This is a genomic window from Leisingera sp. CC-HEC096 (genome assembly GCF_059429235.1).
The window spans coordinates 278,079-297,322 of sequence record NZ_JCAIJS010000001.1 but is presented as its reverse complement, the minus strand read 5'-3'; the positions used below and the strand labels follow the sequence as shown (position 1 = coordinate 297,322).

The following is a 19,244-nucleotide window of genomic DNA, read 5'->3' as shown; positions in this document are numbered from 1 at the left end:
CGCCGGAGGCACCCGCGCCCTCCTCCGGCGCAGGTTCCAGCGGTGCCGCGGCTCAGTCGCCTTCAAACAGCGGCTTTTCCTTCTTCACAAAGGCATGATAGGCGCGCTCGAAATCTGCTGTCTGCATACAGATCGCCTGCGCCTGCGCCTCCGCTTCGATCGCCTGCTCGATCGACATCGACCATTCCTGCGCCAGCATGGTCTTGGTCATCATGTGGCCAAAGTTCGGCCCCGCCGCGATCCGCGCGGCCCAGCTCTGCGCCTCCGCTTCCAGCTCGTCTGCTGCGACCAGCTTGTTGTGGAAGCCCCAGGCATACCCCTCGTCGGCGCTCATCGACCGCCCGGTATAAAGCAGCTCCGCCGCCCGCCCCTGGCCGATGATCCGGGGCAGGATTGCACAGGCGCCCATATCGCAGCCCGCGAGACCCACACGGGTGAACAGGAACGCAGTCTTCGCCTCCGGCGTCGCGATCCGGATGTCCGAGGCCATGGCGATGATCGCTCCGGCTCCCACGCAGATCCCGTCAATCGCCGCAATCACCGGCTTGCCGCAGTTCACAATCGCCTTGACCAGATCGCCGGTCATCCGGGTGAACGCCAGCAGCTCCTTCATGCTCATCTTCGTCAGCGGCCCGATGATATCATGCACATCACCGCCAGAGCAGAAGTTGCCGCCGTTGGAGGCAAAGACCACGGCCTTGACCGTATCGTCATAGTGCAGATCCCGGAACCAGTCGCGCAGCTCGGCGTAGCTGTCGAAGGTCAGCGGGTTCTTCCGCTCCGGCCGGTCCAGCGAGACGGTGGCGATGCCGTCCTCGATCCGGCACAGGAAGTGTTTCGGGTCCGTGTTCAGCATCACGCCTTGCCTCCGTTTTCCAGACGCCGGGCCACCGCGTCCAGGCTTTCTGTTATTCTCTGCGCCTCATCCGTGGTCAGCCCGTCAAAGGCCGCGTTGATCCAGCCCTCGTGGGCGTCCGCCTGCCGGGCAAACTCCGCCTTGCCCGCTGGGGTCAGCCGCACCAGGTTGGCGCGCCGGTCGCCCTCGACCTTCTCGCGCAGCACATGGCCATCCTCGACCAGCCGCTCAACGATGCCGGTCACGTTGCCGTTGGAGACTTTCAGAACCCCCGACAGTTCGCTCATCTTCAGGCCTTTGCCGTGCTGCATCAGCGCCGCCATCACATCGAACCGCGGCAGCGTGGTTGCGAAATCACGGCGCAGGTTCTCGCGCACTTCGCTCTCCACCGCCTTGGTGGCCTTCAGCACCTTCAGCCACAGCCGCAGCCGGTCTTTCGAAGTTGTGCTCAAATCTCCCCTCCCGAAATGGGCAGCGCGCTGCCGTTGACTGACCCCGCGCCTGCACTGGCCAGCCACAGCGCCGCATCCGCCACTTCTCCCGGCTGGATAAAGCGGTCCTGAGGATTGCCGCGGCGCAGGGACTTGGCCGCCTGTTCCTCTGTCATCCCGGTCTTGGCCACGATGTTGTCCAGCGATCTTTGCAACAGCGGCGTCTCAATGAAACCCGGGCAGATCGCGTTCACCGTCACCCCGGTCTTCGCCAGCTCCACCGCCAGCGCCCGGGTCAGGCCGACAACCCCGTGTTTCGCGGCGCAATAACCGGAGACATAGGGGTAGCCCTTCAGCCCAGCGGTGGAGGCAATGGCAATCAGCCGCCCCCAGCCTTGCTCTTTCATCCCCGGCAGGCAAGCTTGCCACAGGTTGAAGACACCGGTCAGATTGACCGACAGCGCCGCCTCGAAGTCCCCGGAGGTCATCCGCTCAAATGGCTTGGACGGCGCCGCACCGGCATTGGCCAGCGCAATGCTCACCGGCCCGTTGGCCTCAGCCGCCTTGGCCAGCGCTGCATCCAGTTCAGCCGTGTCCGTGACGTCACAGCGAGCGGCGAAGGCGCCCGTGCGGTCCGCTACCTCCTGCAACGGCTCCATGCGGCGGCCCAGGATGGTGACCTTGGCGCCGCCCGCAGCAAACCGCGCGGCAAGCTCGGCGCCGACGCCGGAGCCGCCGCCGGAAATCACCGCATGTTTGCCCGCCACACTCATGCCCGGATCACCTCCGCCTCACGGTCGGCCAGCCGCCACAGCTGATCGCGGCCCGCCAGATACGGCAGCGGCCAGTCGCCATGCCGGTCGCCGATCCGCGCCGCCTCATGCAGGCTCCAGTAGGGATCAGCCAAGTGCGGGCGGCCCACGCAGACCAGATCCGCCCGGCCCGCCATCAGGATCGAGTTTGCATGGTCTGCCTCATAGATATTGCCGACCGCCATGGTGGCAATCCCGGCCTCGTTGCGGATACGGTCGGAGAACGGCGTCTGGAACATCCGCCCGTAAACCGGCTGCGCATCAGTGGAGGTCTGCCCGGCGGAGACATCAATGATATCCGCACCGGCCGCGGTGAACGCCTTGGCGATCTCGAGCGCGTCCTCCGGCGTCACGCCTTCGTCGCCGACCCAGTCGTTGGCCGAGATACGGACAGACATCGGCTTCCCTTCCGGCCAGACCGCGCGCATCGCCTGAAACACCTCGAGCGGGTAGCGCAGGCGGTTTTCCAGGCTGCCTCCATACTCATCCGTGCGAATGTTCGATTTTGGCGAGATAAAGGACGAAATAAGATAGCCATGCGCCGCATGAAGTTCGATCATGTCAAACCCGGCGCGCTCTGCCATCTTGGCGGCAGCCACGAATTCCGCCTTGATCGTGTCCATTTCTTCGCGCGTGACCTCCCGCGGGGCCGGGTTGTTGTCCGACCACGGGATGGGTGAGGCCGAGACCGTCTCCCAGTTTCCGTCAGGCAAGGGCGCGTCCATCTCCTCCCAGCCCAGCTGGGTCGATCCCTTGCGGCCCGAATGGCCGATCTGGCAGCAGATCTTTGCGCTGGTTTCTGCATGGACGAAATCGGTCAGCCGCTTCCAAGCCGCTTCATGCTCCGGCGTATAAAGCCCCGGACAACCGGGCGTGATCCGCCCCTCCGCCGAGACACAGGTCATCTCGGTATAGACCAGCCCCGCCCCGCCCTTGGCACGCTCGCCATAATGGATCAAGTGCCAGTCCGTCGGGCAGCCCTCCACCGCCTTGTACTGCGCCATGGGCGAGACCACGATCCGGTTCTTCAACTCCATCCCGCGCAAGCGGTAAGGCGCAAACATCGGGGGCCGCACCGGCGCATCCGCGGGCGCGCCTGCCTTGTCCTGGAACCACTTCTCGGCGCTTTGCAGCCACTCCGCATCCCGCAAGCGCAGGTTTTCGTGGGAAATCCGCTGCGAGCGGGTCAGCAGCGAGTAATTGAACTGCACCGGGTCCATGTCCAGGTAGCGCTCGACTTCCTCGAACCACTCCAAGGAGTTGCGCGCCGCCGACTGAAGCCGCAGCACGTCCAGCCGCCGCTCCTCCTGATAGCGCTCAAAAGCACGTTCCATCGACGGTTCCGTGGTCAGCAGCTCCGCCAGAGAAATGGCGCTGTCAAACGCCAGCCGCGAGCCCGAGCCGATCGAGAAATGCGCCGTGGCAGAGGCATCGCCCAGCAGCACCACGTTCTCATGGTGCCACTTCTCGCACAGAACCCGCGGGAAGTTGATCCACACAGCCGCTCCGCGCAGATGCGCCGCGTTGGACATCAGCGCGTGACCGTCCAGGTGATCGGCAAAGATCTCCTCGCAGGTGCGAATGATCTCCTCCTTGCTCATCCCCTCGAAGCCCCAGTTCTCCCAGGTCTCGGCTGAGCATTCGACAATCACCGTCGCGGTGTCATCGTCGAACTGATAGGCGTGGATCCACATCCAGCCGTGCTTGGTCTTCTCAAAAATGAAGGTGAAGGCGTCGTCGAATTTCTGATGGGTGCCCAGCCAGATGAACTTGCAGGGCCGCACGTCGATTTCCGGTTTAAAGTGTTCCGCGAACTCATTGCGCACACTGGAATTCAGCCCGTCGCAGCCGACTACCAGATCGTATTCCTTCCGGTACTCGGCAGCGGTCTTGGCAACGGTCTCGAACTGCAGGTCCACCCCTAGCTCGCGCGCCCGGTCCTGCAGCAGCAAGAGCATTTGCTTACGCCCGATCCCGGCAAAGCCGTGGCCGCCCGACACCGTGCGAACCCCGTTATGAACAACAGCAATGTCGTCCCAATAGGCAAAACTCTCCCGGATCGCCGCTGCGCTTTTGGGGTCATTTTCGCTCAGGTTCTCCAGCGCGTCATCCGACAGCACCACGCCCCAGCCAAAGGTGTCATCAGCCTTGTTGCGCTCGATCACCGTGACCTCGGCGTCCGGCTGGCGCAGCTTCATCGAGATCGCAAAGTAAAGGCCGGCAGGCCCTCCCCCAAGACAGACGACTTTCATGACCATCCTCTCCCGCTCAGCGCTGATTACGGAGATCAGGATAAGCGGGTCGGAAAAAACTTCAAGCCTAAAGTTTTAAGCTTGAAGCAAATGACCGCAGGAAACCGCCGCATCCCGTTACCGGGCCGCTGTAAGGAAGAAAAACGCACAGGCACATATTCCGGGCGGGGCCAGCCGCGCAGCCCGGCGCAGATCACAGCCCCCGCAGGTACTCCATCACGGCCGGGCGCACCGCCTGATCGCCGCGGTGGCGCGCGTCCGAAATGATCTTGCGCAGCTCGCCTAGGTCCACCCGCAGCAGCAGCGACTTCACCGGCCCGATCGAGGCCGGACGCATCGACAGCGTGCGGATGCCCATCGCGGCCAGGCACACGGCCTCAACCGGACGGCCCGCATCCTCGCCGCAGAAGCTGAGCGGCGTGCCTGAGATGGCGCAGCGCTCGACGATCCGCTCGATGAAGCTCAGAAAGCTCACATTCAGCGTGTCATAACGCTTGCGGACCCGTTCGTTTTCACGGTCGGCGGCAAAGAAGAACTGCTTGAGGTCATTTCCGCCAATGGAGATAAAGGCGACCTCGTCAAAGAACTTTTGCGGCGCATAGGCCAGCGAGGGCGTTTCCAGCATCGCGCCCACCTTCAGATCCGCAGGCAGCACGTGGCCCAGAATACGCTCGCGCTCGATAGTCTTTTCGACCTCGGCCTTGGCGGCGCGGTATTCCTCGAACTGGGCGACAAAGGGGAACATAATCGACAACGGGCGGCCTTCAGCAGAACGCAGCAGCGCCTGCAGCTGCATCCGCATCACGCCCGGTTTATCCAGCCCCACCCGTATCGCCCGCCAGCCCAGCGCCGGGTTCGGCTCATCCGTTGGCTTCATGTAGGGCAGCACTTTGTCGGAACCGATATCCAGGGTGCGGAACACCACCGGCTTGCCATGAGCCGCGTCCAGAACCCGCTTGTAGAGCGCCACCAGTTCCGAGCGTTTCGGCATCTGGTTGCGGACCAGGAACTGCAATTCCGTGCGGAACAGCCCCACGCCTTCGGCACCGGAGCCATCCAGCGACGGGAGGTCGGCCATCAGGCCCGCGTTCATCACCATGTTGATGCGCTGCCCGTCGGTGGTTATCGCGGGCTTGTCGCGGATCGAGGCATATCGCTCCTGCGCCTGCGCATGCATCGCGATCTTGTCGCGAAAGGCGCCGACGACGGTTTCGTCCGGGCGCAGATGCACCACGCCCTGATCGCCATCGACCATGATGTGGTCGCCGTTCAGCGCCTCGGTGGTGACGCGCTTGGCATTCACCACCAGCGGAATCGCCAGTGCCCGCGCAACAATGGCCGCGTGGGAGCCGACGGAGCCCTCCTCCAGCACGATCCCGCGCAAGGACCGGCCGTATTCCAGCAGGTCGCCGGGCCCGATATTGCGCGCAATCAGGATCGGGTTCTCCGGCAGGTCCGCCCCCGTGTCGGCCCCCTGGCCGGTCAGAATCCGCAGCAGCCGGTTCGACAGATCGTCCAGATCACTCAGCCGCTCACGCAGATAGGCGTCCTGAACTTGCGACATCCGGGCCCGGGCCTGCGACTGTTCCTTTTCCACCGCAGCCTCGGCGCTCAGACCGCGGGCGATGTCTTCTTCCATGCGCCGCATCCAGCCCTTGGAATTGGCAAACATCCGGTAGGCTTCCAGGACCTGCAACTGCTCCTTGTCGCCGTTGCGGGAGACTTCCAGCATCTTGTCGACACCGACCCTCAGCTCCTCGACAGCATCATTCAGCCGCTCCAGCTCACGCTGGGGATCATCGGCAATCGGGTTGGTGACAATCACCCGCGGCTCATGCAGCCACACGTTGCCTTCTGCCGCGCCTTCCTGGGCCGAGGTTCCGTGAATCAGCACTGCCTGCTGGTGCAGGGGCGACAGCGCCGCGCCCTCGCCGACAAAGGCGCCCAGCTCGGTCATCTCGGCGATCACCATCGCCACCACTTCCAGCGCATAGACTGCGTCCGCCGAAAACTCGCGCGCCTCCTTGGACTGCACCACCAGGACGCCCAGCATCTCGCCCAGCCGCTGGATCGGCACGCCGAGGAAGGAGGAATACCGCTCCTCCCCGGTTTCCGGCATATAGCGGAAGCCCTTGGCGTTCGGCGCATCCGGCGTGTTCACAACTTTGCCATAGCGCGCCACCCGGCCGACCAGGCCCTCGCCGATCCGCATCCGGGTCTGGTGCACCGATTCGCGGTTCAAACCTTGAGTCGCGCACAGTTCCAGAGTCTCGTCATCGCGGAACAGATAGACCGAGCACACCTCGGTTCCCATGCTGTCAGCGATCAAATGGGTGATCTTGTCCAGCCGCGCCTGGCCGGCATCATCACTCGCCATCGCCTCCCGCAAGCGGCCCAGAAGCTTCCTGCTTTCGGATTCCGTCGTATCGGACATTCTCACCCTCTCCCGAGGTCTTCCCCCTGCACGCTGCCGTCCAGATTGCTGCTCTGGAACGGACACCGCCCAGAGTAGTACGCCAGCGCGCGCTCCTCCACCCACTTGTCCCACCCTAAGATGAAAAGTCCAAGTGTTTTTGCAGTATTGCCCGCAATCAGCGCAGTCCGCCAAGGCGCTGCGCAAATTACCGCGCAGGGCAGCCCTGACACAACAAAGGCGCCAGAGCGGCGCCTTTGCAAAATTCCGAATCTTTATGCCAGATCAGCGCTTAGCCGGCTTTCTGCAATTCAAACGCGTCATGCAGCGCCTGCACGGCCAGTTCCATGTACTTGCGGTCGATCAGCACCGAGATCTTGATTTCCGAGGTGGTGATCACCTTGATGTTGATGCCCTCATCCGACAGCACCTTGAACATCTTCGCCGCAACACCGGACTGCGAGCGCATACCGATGCCGACCACCGAAACCTTGGCCACATCACGGTCGGCCAGCAGTTCGGCATAGTTCAGCTCGCCCTTCTCCTTGATCGCCAGCAGTGCCTGCTCGGCGCGGGCCACCTGATCGGTCGGACAGGAGAAGGTCATGTCGGTGCGGCCCTCTTCGGAGATGTCCTGCACGATCATGTCCACGTTCACGCCCGCGTCGCTGAGCGTGGTAAAGATGGTCGCCGCGATGCCAGGGCGGTCCGCCACCGACTGCACGGTCAGCTTGGCTTCGTCACGGGAATAGGCCACACCGGCCACAACATTGGATTCCATGATTTCCTCCTCGTCGCAGACCAGGGTTCCGGCCTCGTCGGACTGTTCCTCAAAGCTCGACAGAACGCGCAGCTTCACCTTATAGCGCATTGCCAGTTCGACCGAGCGGGTTTGCAGCACCTTGGCCCCCAGCGAGGCCAGCTCCAGCATCTCTTCAAAGGCGATTTTATCCAGCTTGCGCGCCTTGTCGCAAATCCGCGGATCGGTCGTATAGACGCCGTCCACATCGGTGTAGATATCGCAGCGCTCCGCCCCGAACGAGGCGGCAAAGGCCACTGCCGTGGTGTCAGAGCCGCCGCGGCCCAGGGTGGTGATCCGGCCTTCCGGGCTGATGCCCTGAAAACCGGCGACGACGGCCACCTTCATGCCCTCGGCGAACTTGGCGCGGATGTTTTCCGGCGGGATCTCCTCGATCCGCGCCTGGCTGTGCGCCGAGTTGGTCTTGAGCGGCACCTGCCATCCCTGCCAGCTGCGCGCCGGAACATCCATTTCCTGCAGCGTCAGCGCCATCAGGCCGGCTGTCACATTCTCGCCCGAGGACACCACGGCGTCATATTCCCGCGCGTCATAAAGCGGCGAGGTCTCATCGACCCAGCCCACCAGCTCATTGGTCTTGCCGGACATGGCGGAGACGATGACGATCACGTCATAGCCCTTGGCGACCTCTACGCCGACGCGTTTGGCGGCACGGCGGATGCGGTCCAGGTTGGCGACAGATGTGCCGCCGAATTTCATCACAAGTACGGGCATATGGAACGGGTCTCCCTGCGCTTGCGGGTTTCGGTCCCGTGCCTCATATGCGAGCGGCCCCTTGAGGGCAAGAGCGCGCAGGCCCTGCGGGCAAGGAAGCTGCGGTTCACCCCGCCCCTCCGGCGCGGCAAAGCGCCACAACACCCGGCTTGCGCAATTTTCGCCAATCCGCGGGCGCTCAACCGCGCCAGAACCGCACCGTCAGAATGGCGTAGACCGCCATCAGCTCCAGCCGCCCGATCAGCATCGCCGCGCTCAGGATCCATTTCGCCGGATCGTTGAGGGTCGAGAAATTGCCGGCCGGTCCAATTGTATCGCCCAGCCCGGGGCCGATATTGGCCACAGCCGTGGCCGCTCCCGACACCGCGGTGACGAAATCCAGCCCGGTCAGCGCCAGCGCCCAGGCCACCACACCCAAAGTGACGACAAAGAACATGAAGAAGGAAATCACCGAACTCAGCACTTCAGCGTTCACCGGCCGCCCCTCATAGCGGGTGATGAACACCCCGTGCGGCGAGCGGATGCGCTGGATCTGGCCGCGGATTGAGGCAAACAGCAGCTGGTAGCGGAAGATCTTGACGGAGCAGGCGGTCGAGCCCGCGCAGCCGCCGATCAGCCCGGTGAAGAAGAAGATCATCACCAGGAAGCTGCCCCACTGCATATAATCGGCGCTGGCATAGCCTGTGCCGGACATGATCGAGGTGATGTTGAACAGGGCCGAGCGCAGCGCTTCCTCGCCCCCGTGCGGGCGCGTGTAATACAGCACCCCCGTGGCAATCGCGACCAGCAAGCCCAGCGTCATCAAGAACCCGCGGATCTGGCTGTCGCGCAGCATCGGCGTGCCGTGGCCGTTGATCAGCTGCACATAGCGCACGAACGGCAGTGCAGCCAGGATCATGAAGACGGAGGCGGCATACTCCACCGGCCCGGCAAAGGCCCCGAAGGACGCATCGTAATTGGCGAACCCGCCGGTGGCGATGGTGGTCATCGAATGCACCAGCGCATCGAACGGCCCCATGCCCATCACCATGTAGACCAGCATGCAGGCCATTGTCAGCGACACGTAGATCAGCGATATCTGCTTGGCGATCGCCTGCGCGCGCGGCAGGATTTTACCAAAGGTGTCAAAGCTTTCGGATTTAAAGATCTGCATCCCCCCGACCCGCAGCTCGGGCAGGAACACCATTGCCACAACAATGATGCCGATCCCGCCGACCCACTGCAGGATGCCGCGCCACAATAGCAATCCGCGCGGCAGGTCATCCAGACCGGAAATCACCGTCGATCCGGTGGTGGTCAGCCCCGACATCGCTTCAAAGAAGGCGTCGACAAACCTCAGCTCGGTCGCCCCCAGCATCAGCGGGATCGCCCCGAACAGCGGCAGCGCCAGCCAGACAGTGGTGGTCAAAAGGAAGGTCTGGCGGATGCTCAGCCCCTCCTTGACCCCGTTGGCACAGCTCAGCGCCAGCAGGCCGCCAACCAGGATCGAGAACACCGAGCTTTCCAGAAACACATGCCATTCACCGCGGCCGTCCAGCAGGTCGACCAGCAGCGGGAACACCATCATGGCTCCCAAAATGACGACCAGCAGGCCGATGACATATCCAACCGGGCGGAGATCCAACATGCGGCGCAGCGTTGGCCCCCCGCGCGGTAAGTGTCAAGTGCGCGGCACTATTCGCCGCTGCCGCTCTTGGCAGGAGCGTTGCGCTGCGGCATCTGCGGCGGTGTCGAAGGTTTGCGCGGCCGCTTGGCTGACGCGGACTGGGGCGCCTCTGCCTTGGCCGGTGCCTTTGCTTCCGCTGCCGGCGGTTTTGCCTGCGGCGATTTCGCTTCGGGTGCCCGAGCTTTTGCCTCAGACGCTTTGGATTCCACAGCTTTTGCCTCCGGCGCTTTGGCTTCCGGAGTTGCGGCTTTTGGCGCTTCGGTTTTGGCTGCAGGTTGCGCTACAGACTTGGCAGACTGCTCTTGCTCGCCCTTGCGGGCTGAGGACGTGCGGAACACCGCAGGCGCCTCTTTCATCCCGGACCCGGCAGCCGGTCCGCCCTGCTTGGCGGCCTGATTATCCACAGCCTCTTTTGCGGGCTGCGCCGCAGCCGTTTTGGCCTGCTCCGGCTTGGCTGCCGTGTTTGCCGCCTTTGCACGTGCCGGCGCTTTCCGCGCGGCAGGCTTGCGGGTCGCGGTCTTGCGGGCCGCGGGCTTTTTCGCGGCGGGTTTCCTGGCCGCCTTGGCAGCCGGCTTTGTCCGCGCCTGCGTCTGCTCTGCGGCTGCCGGCTTGGGCTCCGCTGCAGGTTCCGCCTTTGCTTCGGCTTTCGCGTCTGCCTTGGGTTCTGTTTTAGCTGCCGCTTTGGCTTCCGCTGCCGGTTCGGCTTTAGCTTCCGGCGCGGTCTCTGCCGCTGCCGGGTTTGCTCCCATCAGCCGCCGTTGCGCTTCCATCATCGAATGCGCCATCCGCATCTGCTCATAGGGCGCCTGCAGCGCGGCCTCTGCCGCCTGGCGCCACAGCTTCAGCTGCATTCCGGCTGCAAACCCTGCCCATTCATGCGCCCTGGCCGTCAAACCGGCAATATGGTGAAAGCTCGTCATCTGATACTCCTCAAGTCCTGCACTGGCCTCGCGCCGGGGCTGTTCTGTGTGGTCCGGGCAAGGGTAAAGGGGAGCGGACACCGGATGAGCCCCGGGCCGGGTACAGCAGAATTCGGGCCGTCAATTGCAGACACCTGCGCACAAGCTCCCCTGCCCCCCGGCAGGATAACCGGGGGATTCGCGGATCAGGCTAGCATGGGTTTCTGCGCAGCGGCGTAAAAATTGCGGCAACGCAGAAAATGCCGCATATCCGGCGGAAACCTGCCCGAAAGCCAGGCAGTCCCGCAGTTGGATCAGCCGTGATGGATCAGAGTAGAGAACAGCTTGGGGTCCAGGCTCATCGCCTTGAACAGCGGGCCTTGGGTCAGCACGCTGACCGCATCATGGCTGTGCAGGCTTTCCTGATGGCTGGCCACGACCCGGAAATCACCGATCCGGGCATCGCCCTGCAGCGCTTCGCAAAACAGCCGCGCCGCGTCCTCGACAAAGATCGGGTTGGCGGCGTTCAGCTCGGCAAAGGCCTGCTCATCCTCGCGCTTCACCATCACTTGGGTCTCGGTCGGCACCGCCTTGCGGCACAGCTCGATCAGGTCCTCGAACCACAGGCACTCGCTGCCGGGCACCGATTGCACCGAAATCCGCGCCACCGAGCGCTGCGAATGCGGCGTTGCCAGCTGGCCGCGCGCCTGGCGGGCGTGCTCCGACAATTCCAGCGAGCATGGGCAGGTCGAAGAATAAACGTAGTCCAGATGCATGATCTTCTCACGCACCCCGTCATGGTCGACCAGTTCCAGCGCAAAGTCGTAATACTGATAGCCGCTGAGGCCGGAGCGCAGGCTTTCAACGCGCGCCGGGAAGGAGAACCGCATCTGGATGCGCGCATCCGGGCTGTCCAGATCGCTCAGGTAATCATCCAGCGCGTTCGCCATCACCTCAAAACTGAAGGTGCGCTCCGCGTGCTTGTAAAAGGTGCGCATGATCCGGGACATGTTGATGCCCTTCTTGCCCGCATCCAGGCTGACGGTGCCGGTCACGCTGGTTTCCAGCGTCAGGTCGCCGTCGTCGCGGGTATGAAACCGGATCGGCAGGCGGAAATTCGAAATCCCCACATGCTGGATCTGCTCCTTGGCGCCGCGGATCAGGCTGGTCGGCCCGTTCTGCAAGTCGGGCAGCGTCGCGCGATAGGCCTCGTCCGACTTGAAATCCTCAGGGTAAGTCCGCGACAGATCCGGATAATTCCCGACTTCACGGCCCGGCAGCAGCCGCGCCACGGCCGGGTCTAGCTCGGCAATCTCTGTCTCAGACGCAATGCCGGCCCAGGCCCGCAGCACATCCAGCGCGGCAGCGGCTGCCTCGCGGTCCGGAGCCTCTGCGGCGTCGCGGTTGTGAATGTTCATCGGCATTTCCCCCAAATCATAGGGCCCATATAAGGACTGGCAGGCTACTCCCATATACCGTTACGCGGCAAATTACAAAACGGAACCGCCAAATGCGGCAGAACTTGCGCCTGCACGGACAGCCATCCAGCCGCCCCGCAAGGCGGCCTGGCCAGCCGGTTCCATCCCCCGCCAGCTGGCCTCATGCCCGCGGCGATTTTCTCGGCCATCATTATGGTTGGCGCATTGGTGTTCCCGCCCACCAGTGCCGGCATGAGCGACGCATCAACCACGCGCAGCCCGGACAGCCCCCGGACGCGCCCTTCCAGGTCGCACACGGCATCGGCGCCGCTGCCCATCCGGCAGGTTCCCACCGGGTGATAGATGCTGTCGGCACGCCTGCGGATATCGGCCTCAAGCGCGGCATCGCTGCCATCCATTTCATACAGGGTGCGGCCCCGCCACGGCGCCAGCGCCTCCGTCTGCAGAATACGCTCCATAAGCCGCGCGCCGCGTTTCATCGTTTCAAGATCTGACGCCGCGCCCAAGTAGTTCGGGTCAATGCGCGGCGGCGCAGCCGGATCGGCTGAATGAAGCCCGACCTGGCCGCGGCTTGCAGGCCGCAGCACGCAGACATGGCAGGAATAGCCATGAGAGAAATGCAGCTTCCGCATGTGGTCATCCACGATACCAACGACGAAATGCAACTGGATATCAGGACGCTCCAGATCCGGCGATGTCCGGAAAAAGCCGCCCCCCTCTGCCATCGGCGAGGCAAACAGCCCCGATCCGTTCCGCCGCCACTGCAGCCCGGCGCGCGCCATCTGCCAGGCCCCGCGCGGGTTCAGGCCGACCGTGTCCGGCCGCTTGGACCGGTAGGAGATGATATAATCCAGATGATCCTGCAGGTTTTGCCCGACGCCCTCGGATACATGGACCGGCGTAATACCGTGCTGCCGCAGTTCCGCTTCCGGGCCGACCCCCGACAGCATCAGCAGCTGGGGAGAGCCGAAAGCGCCGGCGCTCAGGATGACCTCCCGCCGCGCCTTGATGCTGAGCGCGCGCCCCCGCCGCCTGCAGGCAACGCCCGCGGCCTGCTTGCCGTCCATGAGGATACGCGTCACATGGGTGCGGGTCAGAACCGTCAGATTGCTGCGCTGCCGCACCTGCGGCGGCAGATAGGCTGCGGCGGCGGAACAGCGCTCCCCGGCCTGCGGCCCGTCGTGGAACTGCGTGACCTGATACAGCCCGCCCCCTTCCTGCACCGGACCGTTGAAATCATCGCTCAGCGGCAATTGCGACTGGGCGCAGGCCTCGACATAGGCATGCGTGATGGCGCGCGGCTCGGATTGGTCGCCCACTTGCAACGGCCCGTCCCCGCCATGCAGCCCGTCGGCGCCGCGCGCGTTGCGCTCAGCCTTGCGGAAATAGGGCAGTACGGAATCCCAGTCCCAGCCCTCGCAGCCCATCTGCGCCCACTCATCATAGTCGGATGGATGACCGCGCACGTACAGCATGGCGTTGATTGCCGAGGATCCCCCCAAGCCCTTGCCCCGTGGCTGGAACCCCCGCCGCCCGTTCAGCGCCGCCTGGGGTTCAGTGTGGAAAGCCCAGTTGTTGATCCGGGGCCGCCCTGAGATCATCCCGGCAACCAGCGCAGGCGCGCGGACAAAGAGCCCGCGCCCGTTGCCCCCGGCTTCAATCAGACAGACCGAAACACCGGGGTCTTCCGACAGGCGAGACGCCATGACCGAGCCGGCCGAGCCGCCGCCTGCAATAACATAATCAAACTCCATGCGCTCACCGCACCACAAAGGGCAGCGGTTGCTCAACCGTTACCAAGCGGAATGCGGTCGGGCACGCAGGAGAAAGCCCGCGTTCAGGCCTGCGCCGCGTCCAGTGCCGCCTTCAGGTCGGCGATCAGATCACCGGCATCCTCCAGCCCGACCGAGAACCGCACCAGGCCAGGCGTAATGCCCAGCTCCGCCTTCAGCTCATCGCTGAGGCGCTGGTGGGTGGTGGTCGCCGGATGGGTGGCGATGGATTTGGCGTCACCCAGGTTGTTGGAGATCACCGGGATGGTCATCGCGTTCAGGAACTTGAACGCTGCCTCCTTGCCGCCCTTCAAATCAAGCGACAGCACGGTGCCGCCCTTGCCGCCCAGCTGGGTCTGCACCAGCGCGTTCTGCGCGTGGTCCTTCAGCCCCGGATAGATGGTCCGCTCCAGCGCCGGATGGCCGTCCAGCGCCTCGGCAATTTCCAGCGCGGTCTCCGCCTGTGCATTGACCCGCAGCGCAAGTGTCTCCAGCCCCTTCAGCATCACCCAGGCATTGAACGGGCTGAGCGAACCGCCGGTATGTTTCATATAGGGTTCCAGAGTGCCGCGGATATACTCCTTGGTGCCCAGCACCACCCCGCCCAGCGCCCGGCCCTGGCCGTCGATATGCTTGGTCGCGGAATAGATCACCACATCGGCGCCCTGCGCGATGGCGTCGGAGAACACCGGGGTCGAGAACACGTTGTCCACGACCACCGTGGCACCAACGGAATGCGCGATCTCCGCAACCGCGGCTATGTCGATCACCTCCAGCGTCGGGTTCGACATGCTCTCGAAAAACACCGCCTTGGTGTCCGGGCGCACCGCCGCCCGCCAGGCCTCCAGGTCCGTGCCGTCGATGAATGTGACCTCCACCCCGAAGCGGCCCAGCACATCCGCCAGTATATAGTTGCAGGAGCCGAACAGCGCCTTGGCGGACACGATGTGATCGCCCGCCTTCACCAGCGAAGTCAGCGCGCCATTCACAGCCGCCATGCCGGAGGCGGTGGCAAAGGCATCCTCGGCCCCTTCCAGCGCCGCGATGCGCTTTTCGAACATATCGACGGTCGGGTTGCCGTAGCGGGCATAGATGAACTCATCCGGGCCGGTCTCGATGAACCGCGCCTCGGCCTGCTCGGCGCTGTCGTAGACAAAGCCCTGGGTCAGAAAGATCGCCTCGCTCACCTCGTTGTACTGGCTGCGGCGGGTGCCTCCGTGAACCAGCGTGGTGCGGCTGTTCCAGTTGTCGCTCATCTTCTGTCTCCTCGCGCCCATAGCGCACAAAAAACCCCCGATCGGCCAAGCGAAAGGGGGTCCTTCACGTCCTGACCTCTTTAGCGGGATTGTTTAACGTGGCCCGCAATCCGGTAACAAATCGCCACGATGTGATGCAGGGGCTTTACGCATCTTGCGGGATTCGGTCAAGCCGCCGCCGTCCCCCAGGTCACACCGATGTGAGTGCCGCTGCCCCTTGCCTGCCCGCACCCCTCATGCTCCTGTGGCCGGGCAAACAGACGGAGGCGCAAGATGCAGGACCCGATCCGGCTTTTCTACTGGCCTACCCCGAACGGCTGGAAAATCTCCATCGCGCTGGCGGAGATGGGGCTTCCTTACGAGGTCACCCTTATCGACATCGGCAAGGGCGACCAGTTCGCGCCGGAATTCCTGAAGATCTCCCCCAACAACCGGATGCCCGCCATTGTGGATCCGGACGGCCCCGGCGGCGCGCCGGTCTCCCTGTTCGAAAGCGGTGCCATCCTCCAGTACCTCGCCCGCAAGACCGGGCAGTTTTACGGCGCGGACGAACGCGCGCGGCTCATCGTGGATCAATGGCTGATGTGGCAAATGGGCGGCCTCGGCCCAATGGCGGGCCAGGCGCATCACTTCCTGAAGTACGCAGCCCAGGATCTGCCCTATGCCAAGGACCGCTACCGCAATGAGGTCGCACGTCTGTACGGCGTGCTAAACCGGCAGCTGGCGGAAAATGAGTATGTGGCAGGCGCAGACTATACGATTGCCGATATGGCGATCTGGCCCTGGGCCTCGCTGTGGGAGGGCCAGCAGCAGACACTGGACGACAAACCGCATCTGGCCCGCTGGCTGGATCTCATGTGGTCCCGCCCCGGCGTCATCGCGGGCCGCGCGCTGCACGCGGATTTGCGCGGGGACCGGTCCGACACAAGGGCACAGGAAGTGATTTTCGGGCAAGGCCAGTAACGCGCGCAACCGCAGCGCACCGCAGGTGCGCTGCCGGGCCCAAGACTTTGCGCTTCATCTTTGATGATGCGCCAAGGCGCGGGAGCCCCGCCCCTGCTGCCCCCGGTTACTCCGCCGGGCCGGCCTCTTCCTCGTCGCCGTACTTCTGGAACAGCTGCCCCTGGAACATGAAGAAGGCAAACATCGCCACCGGCAGACCGAAGGTCTTGAAATAGACCCAGGCCTCGGTGCTCTGGGTGCGCCAGATCAGCTCATTCGCCACCGCCAGGCCAAAGAAGAACGCGCACAGCCGCCGCGTCAGGATCATCCAGCCCTCCTGCTTCAGCGGCATCAGCTCTTCCATCACCACCTTGAGCCAGCTTTGACCGCGGATCAGGCCTAGCCCCAGCAAGCCGCCGAACAGCAGATACAGCATCGTCGGCTTCATCTTGATGAACCGGTCATCGTTGAACCACACCGACATGCCGCCGAACAGCACCACCAGGATCAGCGTGGCAAACTGCATCCGCGACAAATGCCCGGTCAGCTTCCACAAGGCCAATGTGGACGCCACCATCAGCGGGATAAACGCGGCAGTAATGACGATGAAGCCCTTGTATTCGCTGCCGCCGATCAGAAACACCTCATCCTTCAGCTTCAGATAGCCGATGAAGAACAGGACAATCGGGCCCAGTTCCAGCACCATCTTAAGGGTCGGGTTGATCTTCTTCGCGGCCATGGGGCCTCCTCAATGCTCTCGCGGCGGTCTCAGCCACCCATTTCCACTATCACGGCGCCCAAGGCGATCAAAGCCATCAGCGCGATCCGCCGCGGCCCCACGGTTTCCTTCAGCACCAGCCAGCCAATGAGGGCGGCAAACACGGTGGAGGTCTCCCGCAGCACCGCCGCCTCCCCCACCTTGTCGAGCCGCGTGGCCAGCATGATTGCGCCAAAGGACGCAAAGGCGACCAGCCCGCCAAAGAACCCCTTGACCATCAGCGGTCCGGGTGCGGGCGGTTCCGGCATGTTCCGCCAGCGGGTGAAGGCAATCACCGGAAATACCAGCCCGTCGATCATGAAGAACCACGCCAGGAAGGTGAATGGATCCGCCGTCGCCCGGATGCCGTAGGCGTCATATGTGGTGTAGGCGGCCACAAACAACCCGGTGATAAAGGCAAACAGCAGTGCAACCCCAAAGGTGTCGCGGTTGGCTTCCAGGAAGACAAAGTTATAGGCCGCCAGACCAAAGATCCCGGCCAGCAGCACCGCCACCCCCAGCCATTGCACCGGGGTGAACACCTCACCGAACAGGAAGAAGGAGCCGATCACCGTAAACAGCGGCCCGGTCCCGCGCACCACCGGGTAGACCACCGTATAGCTGCCCTTGGTATAGGCCAGCGCCTGAAACAGCTTGTAGAAGACGTGGATCCCCCAGGCGACGGCAAAGATCAGCCACATATGCGGCTCCGGCCAGGGCACCACGAACAGCGCAAACGGCGCCGCCATCACACAGTAGGAAAAGTCGATCGCCCCGCGCGACAGCCAGGGATCATGCCGCCCCTTTTGCAGCGCCCCGAAAACCGCGTGCAGAAAGGCAGCCCAGATGGCCAGGAACAGCGCGGCTTGATGCCCGGCCTCGGTACCTTCCAGGGAGATCAGCCAATCGCTCAAATCAAATGCCTTTGCGCGGGAGGAGAGCGCCGGGGGCTCTGCCCCCCGCCCATTGGGCTTGAACCAATGGCACCACAATGGACGCCCCCCGGGATATTTTCAGCCAGATGAATAAAGGATCAGGATTTCTCCAAACCCGTCAGCGCAGCGGCGAACTCCTCCGGATCAAACGGTGCCAGATCGTCGATTTGCTCACCCACGCCGATGGCGTGGATCGGCAGGCCGAATTTGTCCGCGAGCGCGACCAGCACACCGCCCTTGGCGGTGCCGTCCAGCTTGGTCATCACCAGGCCGGAGACATCGGCCAGCTGCTGGAAGGTGCCGACCTGGCTCAGCGCGTTCTGGCCGGTGGTGGCGTCCAGCACCAGGAGCGTGTTGTGCGGCGCGGTCTCGTCCTTCTTGCGGATCACCCGGACGATCTTGGCCAGTTCCTCCATCAGGTCGGCGCGGTTCTGCAAGCGGCCCGCGGTGTCGATCATCAGGAGGTCAGCACCGTCTTCCTGGGCCTTGGTCATCGCGTCAAACGCCAATGAGGCCGGATCGGAGCCTTCCGGCGCCGTCAGCACCGGCACCCCTGCCCGGTCGCCCCAGACCTGCAGCTGTTCGACCGCAGCCGCGCGGAAGGTGTCGCCTGCGGCAATCACCACCTTTTTGCCGGCGCCCTTGAACTGGCTGGCCAGCTTGCCGATGGTGGTGGTCTTGCCGGAGCCGTTCACGCCAACAACCAGCACCACCTGCGGGCGCTTGGCATAGATCGGCAGCGGTTTCGCCACCGGCTCCATGATGCGCGCGACCTCCTGCGCCAGCAGTTCCTTGATCTCGCGGCTGGAGACCTTCTTGCCCATCCGCCCCTCGGCCAGGTTGGCGGTCACGCGCAGCGCGGTGTCCACGCCCATGTCGGCGGCGATCAGCAGCTCCTCCAGCTGCTCCAGCATATCGTCATCCAGCGCCCGGCGCGGTTCCGCCGCGGCGCTGCGCCCCATCAGGCGGCCCAGCAGGCCAGGCGATTTCTTCTCCGGCACCGGTGCGGGCTGCGGCGCGGGCGCAGGCTCCGGCGCCGCCACCGGCTGCGGATCAGGCACGGGTTCGGGTTCGGTCGCAGGCTCCGGCTCCGCCACAGGTTCCGGCTGCGGAACCGGCGCAGGCGCAGGCTGCTCCGGTGTCACCGCAGGGGAGTCAGCCAGAGCCTCCACAGCCTCAGCCGCGCCGCTCTCCGCGCCCTCCTCGACAATCGCATCGAGCCCTTGCTCGAGCTTGGAGGAGGATTTGAACAGCCGCTCCTTGAGCTTTGAGAAAAACGCCAT

The 19,244-nt window shown here is 64.0% G+C and carries 15 protein-coding genes and 1 riboswitch; of the genes, 1 reads left to right on the top strand and 14 read right to left on the bottom strand.

Annotated elements, in window-relative coordinates; translation table 11 throughout:
* Nucleotides 1-52: 52 nt before the first annotated feature.
* From AC5STI_RS01440 to metZ, 11 genes are all read right to left on the bottom strand, one after another.
* Nucleotides 53-856: an enoyl-CoA hydratase family protein gene (locus AC5STI_RS01440; RefSeq protein WP_495447717.1), complete on the bottom strand. Its 804-nt coding sequence runs from the start codon at nt 854-856 to the stop codon at nt 53-55.
* A complete protein-coding gene (locus AC5STI_RS01435) occupies nt 856-1,308 on the bottom strand; it encodes a MarR family winged helix-turn-helix transcriptional regulator (RefSeq protein WP_495445327.1) in 453 nt (150 codons plus the stop codon). The genes AC5STI_RS01440 and AC5STI_RS01435 overlap by 1 nt, the downstream gene beginning before the upstream one ends.
* A complete protein-coding gene (locus tag AC5STI_RS01430) occupies nt 1,305-2,060 on the bottom strand; it encodes an SDR family NAD(P)-dependent oxidoreductase (protein ID WP_495445326.1) in 756 nt (251 codons plus the stop codon). Before AC5STI_RS01430 ends, AC5STI_RS01435 begins: the two co-directional genes overlap by 4 nt.
* Complete coding sequence (locus AC5STI_RS01425; RefSeq protein ID WP_495445325.1) at nt 2,057-4,351, bottom strand: bifunctional salicylyl-CoA 5-hydroxylase/oxidoreductase; 2,295 nt, start codon at nt 4,349-4,351, stop codon at nt 2,057-2,059. The genes AC5STI_RS01430 and AC5STI_RS01425 overlap by 4 nt, the downstream gene beginning before the upstream one ends.
* 193 nt (nt 4,352-4,544) lie before the next feature.
* Nucleotides 4,545-6,785 (bottom strand): phosphoenolpyruvate--protein phosphotransferase, encoded by a 2,241-nt coding sequence (gene ptsP, locus AC5STI_RS01420; protein WP_475050912.1) that lies wholly within the window; start codon nt 6,783-6,785, stop codon nt 4,545-4,547.
* A gap of 271 nt (nt 6,786-7,056) precedes the next feature.
* Nucleotides 7,057-8,295 (bottom strand): aspartate kinase, encoded by a 1,239-nt coding sequence (locus AC5STI_RS01415; RefSeq protein ID WP_475050911.1) that lies wholly within the window; start codon nt 8,293-8,295, stop codon nt 7,057-7,059.
* 178 nt (nt 8,296-8,473) lie between these two features.
* Entirely contained in the window at nt 8,474-9,922 is a 1,449-nt protein-coding gene (locus AC5STI_RS01410) for a TrkH family potassium uptake protein (RefSeq protein ID WP_475050909.1), read from the bottom strand.
* A gap of 47 nt (nt 9,923-9,969) precedes the next feature.
* On the bottom strand, nt 9,970-10,881 hold the full coding sequence (locus AC5STI_RS01405; protein ID WP_495445324.1) for a hypothetical protein: 912 nt from the start codon (nt 10,879-10,881) through the stop codon (nt 9,970-9,972).
* 293 nt (nt 10,882-11,174) lie between these two features.
* Complete coding sequence (folE2, locus tag AC5STI_RS01400) at nt 11,175-12,278, bottom strand: GTP cyclohydrolase FolE2 (protein ID WP_475050906.1); 1,104 nt, start codon at nt 12,276-12,278, stop codon at nt 11,175-11,177.
* A gap of 44 nt (nt 12,279-12,322) precedes the next feature.
* A complete protein-coding gene (locus AC5STI_RS01395; protein ID WP_495445323.1) occupies nt 12,323-14,053 on the bottom strand; it encodes a GMC family oxidoreductase in 1,731 nt (576 codons plus the stop codon).
* A gap of 83 nt (nt 14,054-14,136) precedes the next feature.
* Nucleotides 14,137-15,327, bottom strand: coding sequence for an O-succinylhomoserine sulfhydrylase (gene metZ / locus AC5STI_RS01390; protein WP_495445322.1), 1,191 nt, complete (start codon nt 15,325-15,327; stop codon nt 14,137-14,139).
* Between the two features lie 59 nt (nt 15,328-15,386).
* Nucleotides 15,387-15,465, bottom strand: a riboswitch (SAM riboswitch).
* Nucleotides 15,466-15,600: 135 nt separating this feature from the next.
* Here metZ and AC5STI_RS01385 point away from each other — a divergent pair.
* Nucleotides 15,601-16,290 carry a glutathione S-transferase N-terminal domain-containing protein gene (locus AC5STI_RS01385; RefSeq protein ID WP_495445321.1) on the top strand — a complete coding sequence of 230 codons (690 nt, stop codon included), beginning with the start codon at nt 15,601-15,603 and terminating at the stop codon, nt 16,288-16,290.
* A 106-nt stretch (nt 16,291-16,396) separates the two neighbouring features.
* Here the strand turns inward: AC5STI_RS01385 and AC5STI_RS01380 are convergent, their stop codons facing one another.
* The 3 genes from AC5STI_RS01380 to ftsY form a co-directional block, all read right to left on the bottom strand.
* Nucleotides 16,397-17,008: an inner membrane-spanning protein YciB gene (locus AC5STI_RS01380; protein WP_495445320.1), complete on the bottom strand. Its 612-nt coding sequence runs from the start codon at nt 17,006-17,008 to the stop codon at nt 16,397-16,399.
* 29 nt (nt 17,009-17,037) lie between these two features.
* Nucleotides 17,038-17,940 carry a DMT family transporter gene (locus AC5STI_RS01375; RefSeq protein WP_495445319.1) on the bottom strand — a complete coding sequence of 301 codons (903 nt, stop codon included), beginning with the start codon at nt 17,938-17,940 and terminating at the stop codon, nt 17,038-17,040.
* A gap of 119 nt (nt 17,941-18,059) precedes the next feature.
* Nucleotides 18,060-19,244 (bottom strand): signal recognition particle-docking protein FtsY, encoded by a 1,185-nt coding sequence (gene ftsY / locus AC5STI_RS01370; protein ID WP_495445318.1) that lies wholly within the window; start codon nt 19,242-19,244, stop codon nt 18,060-18,062.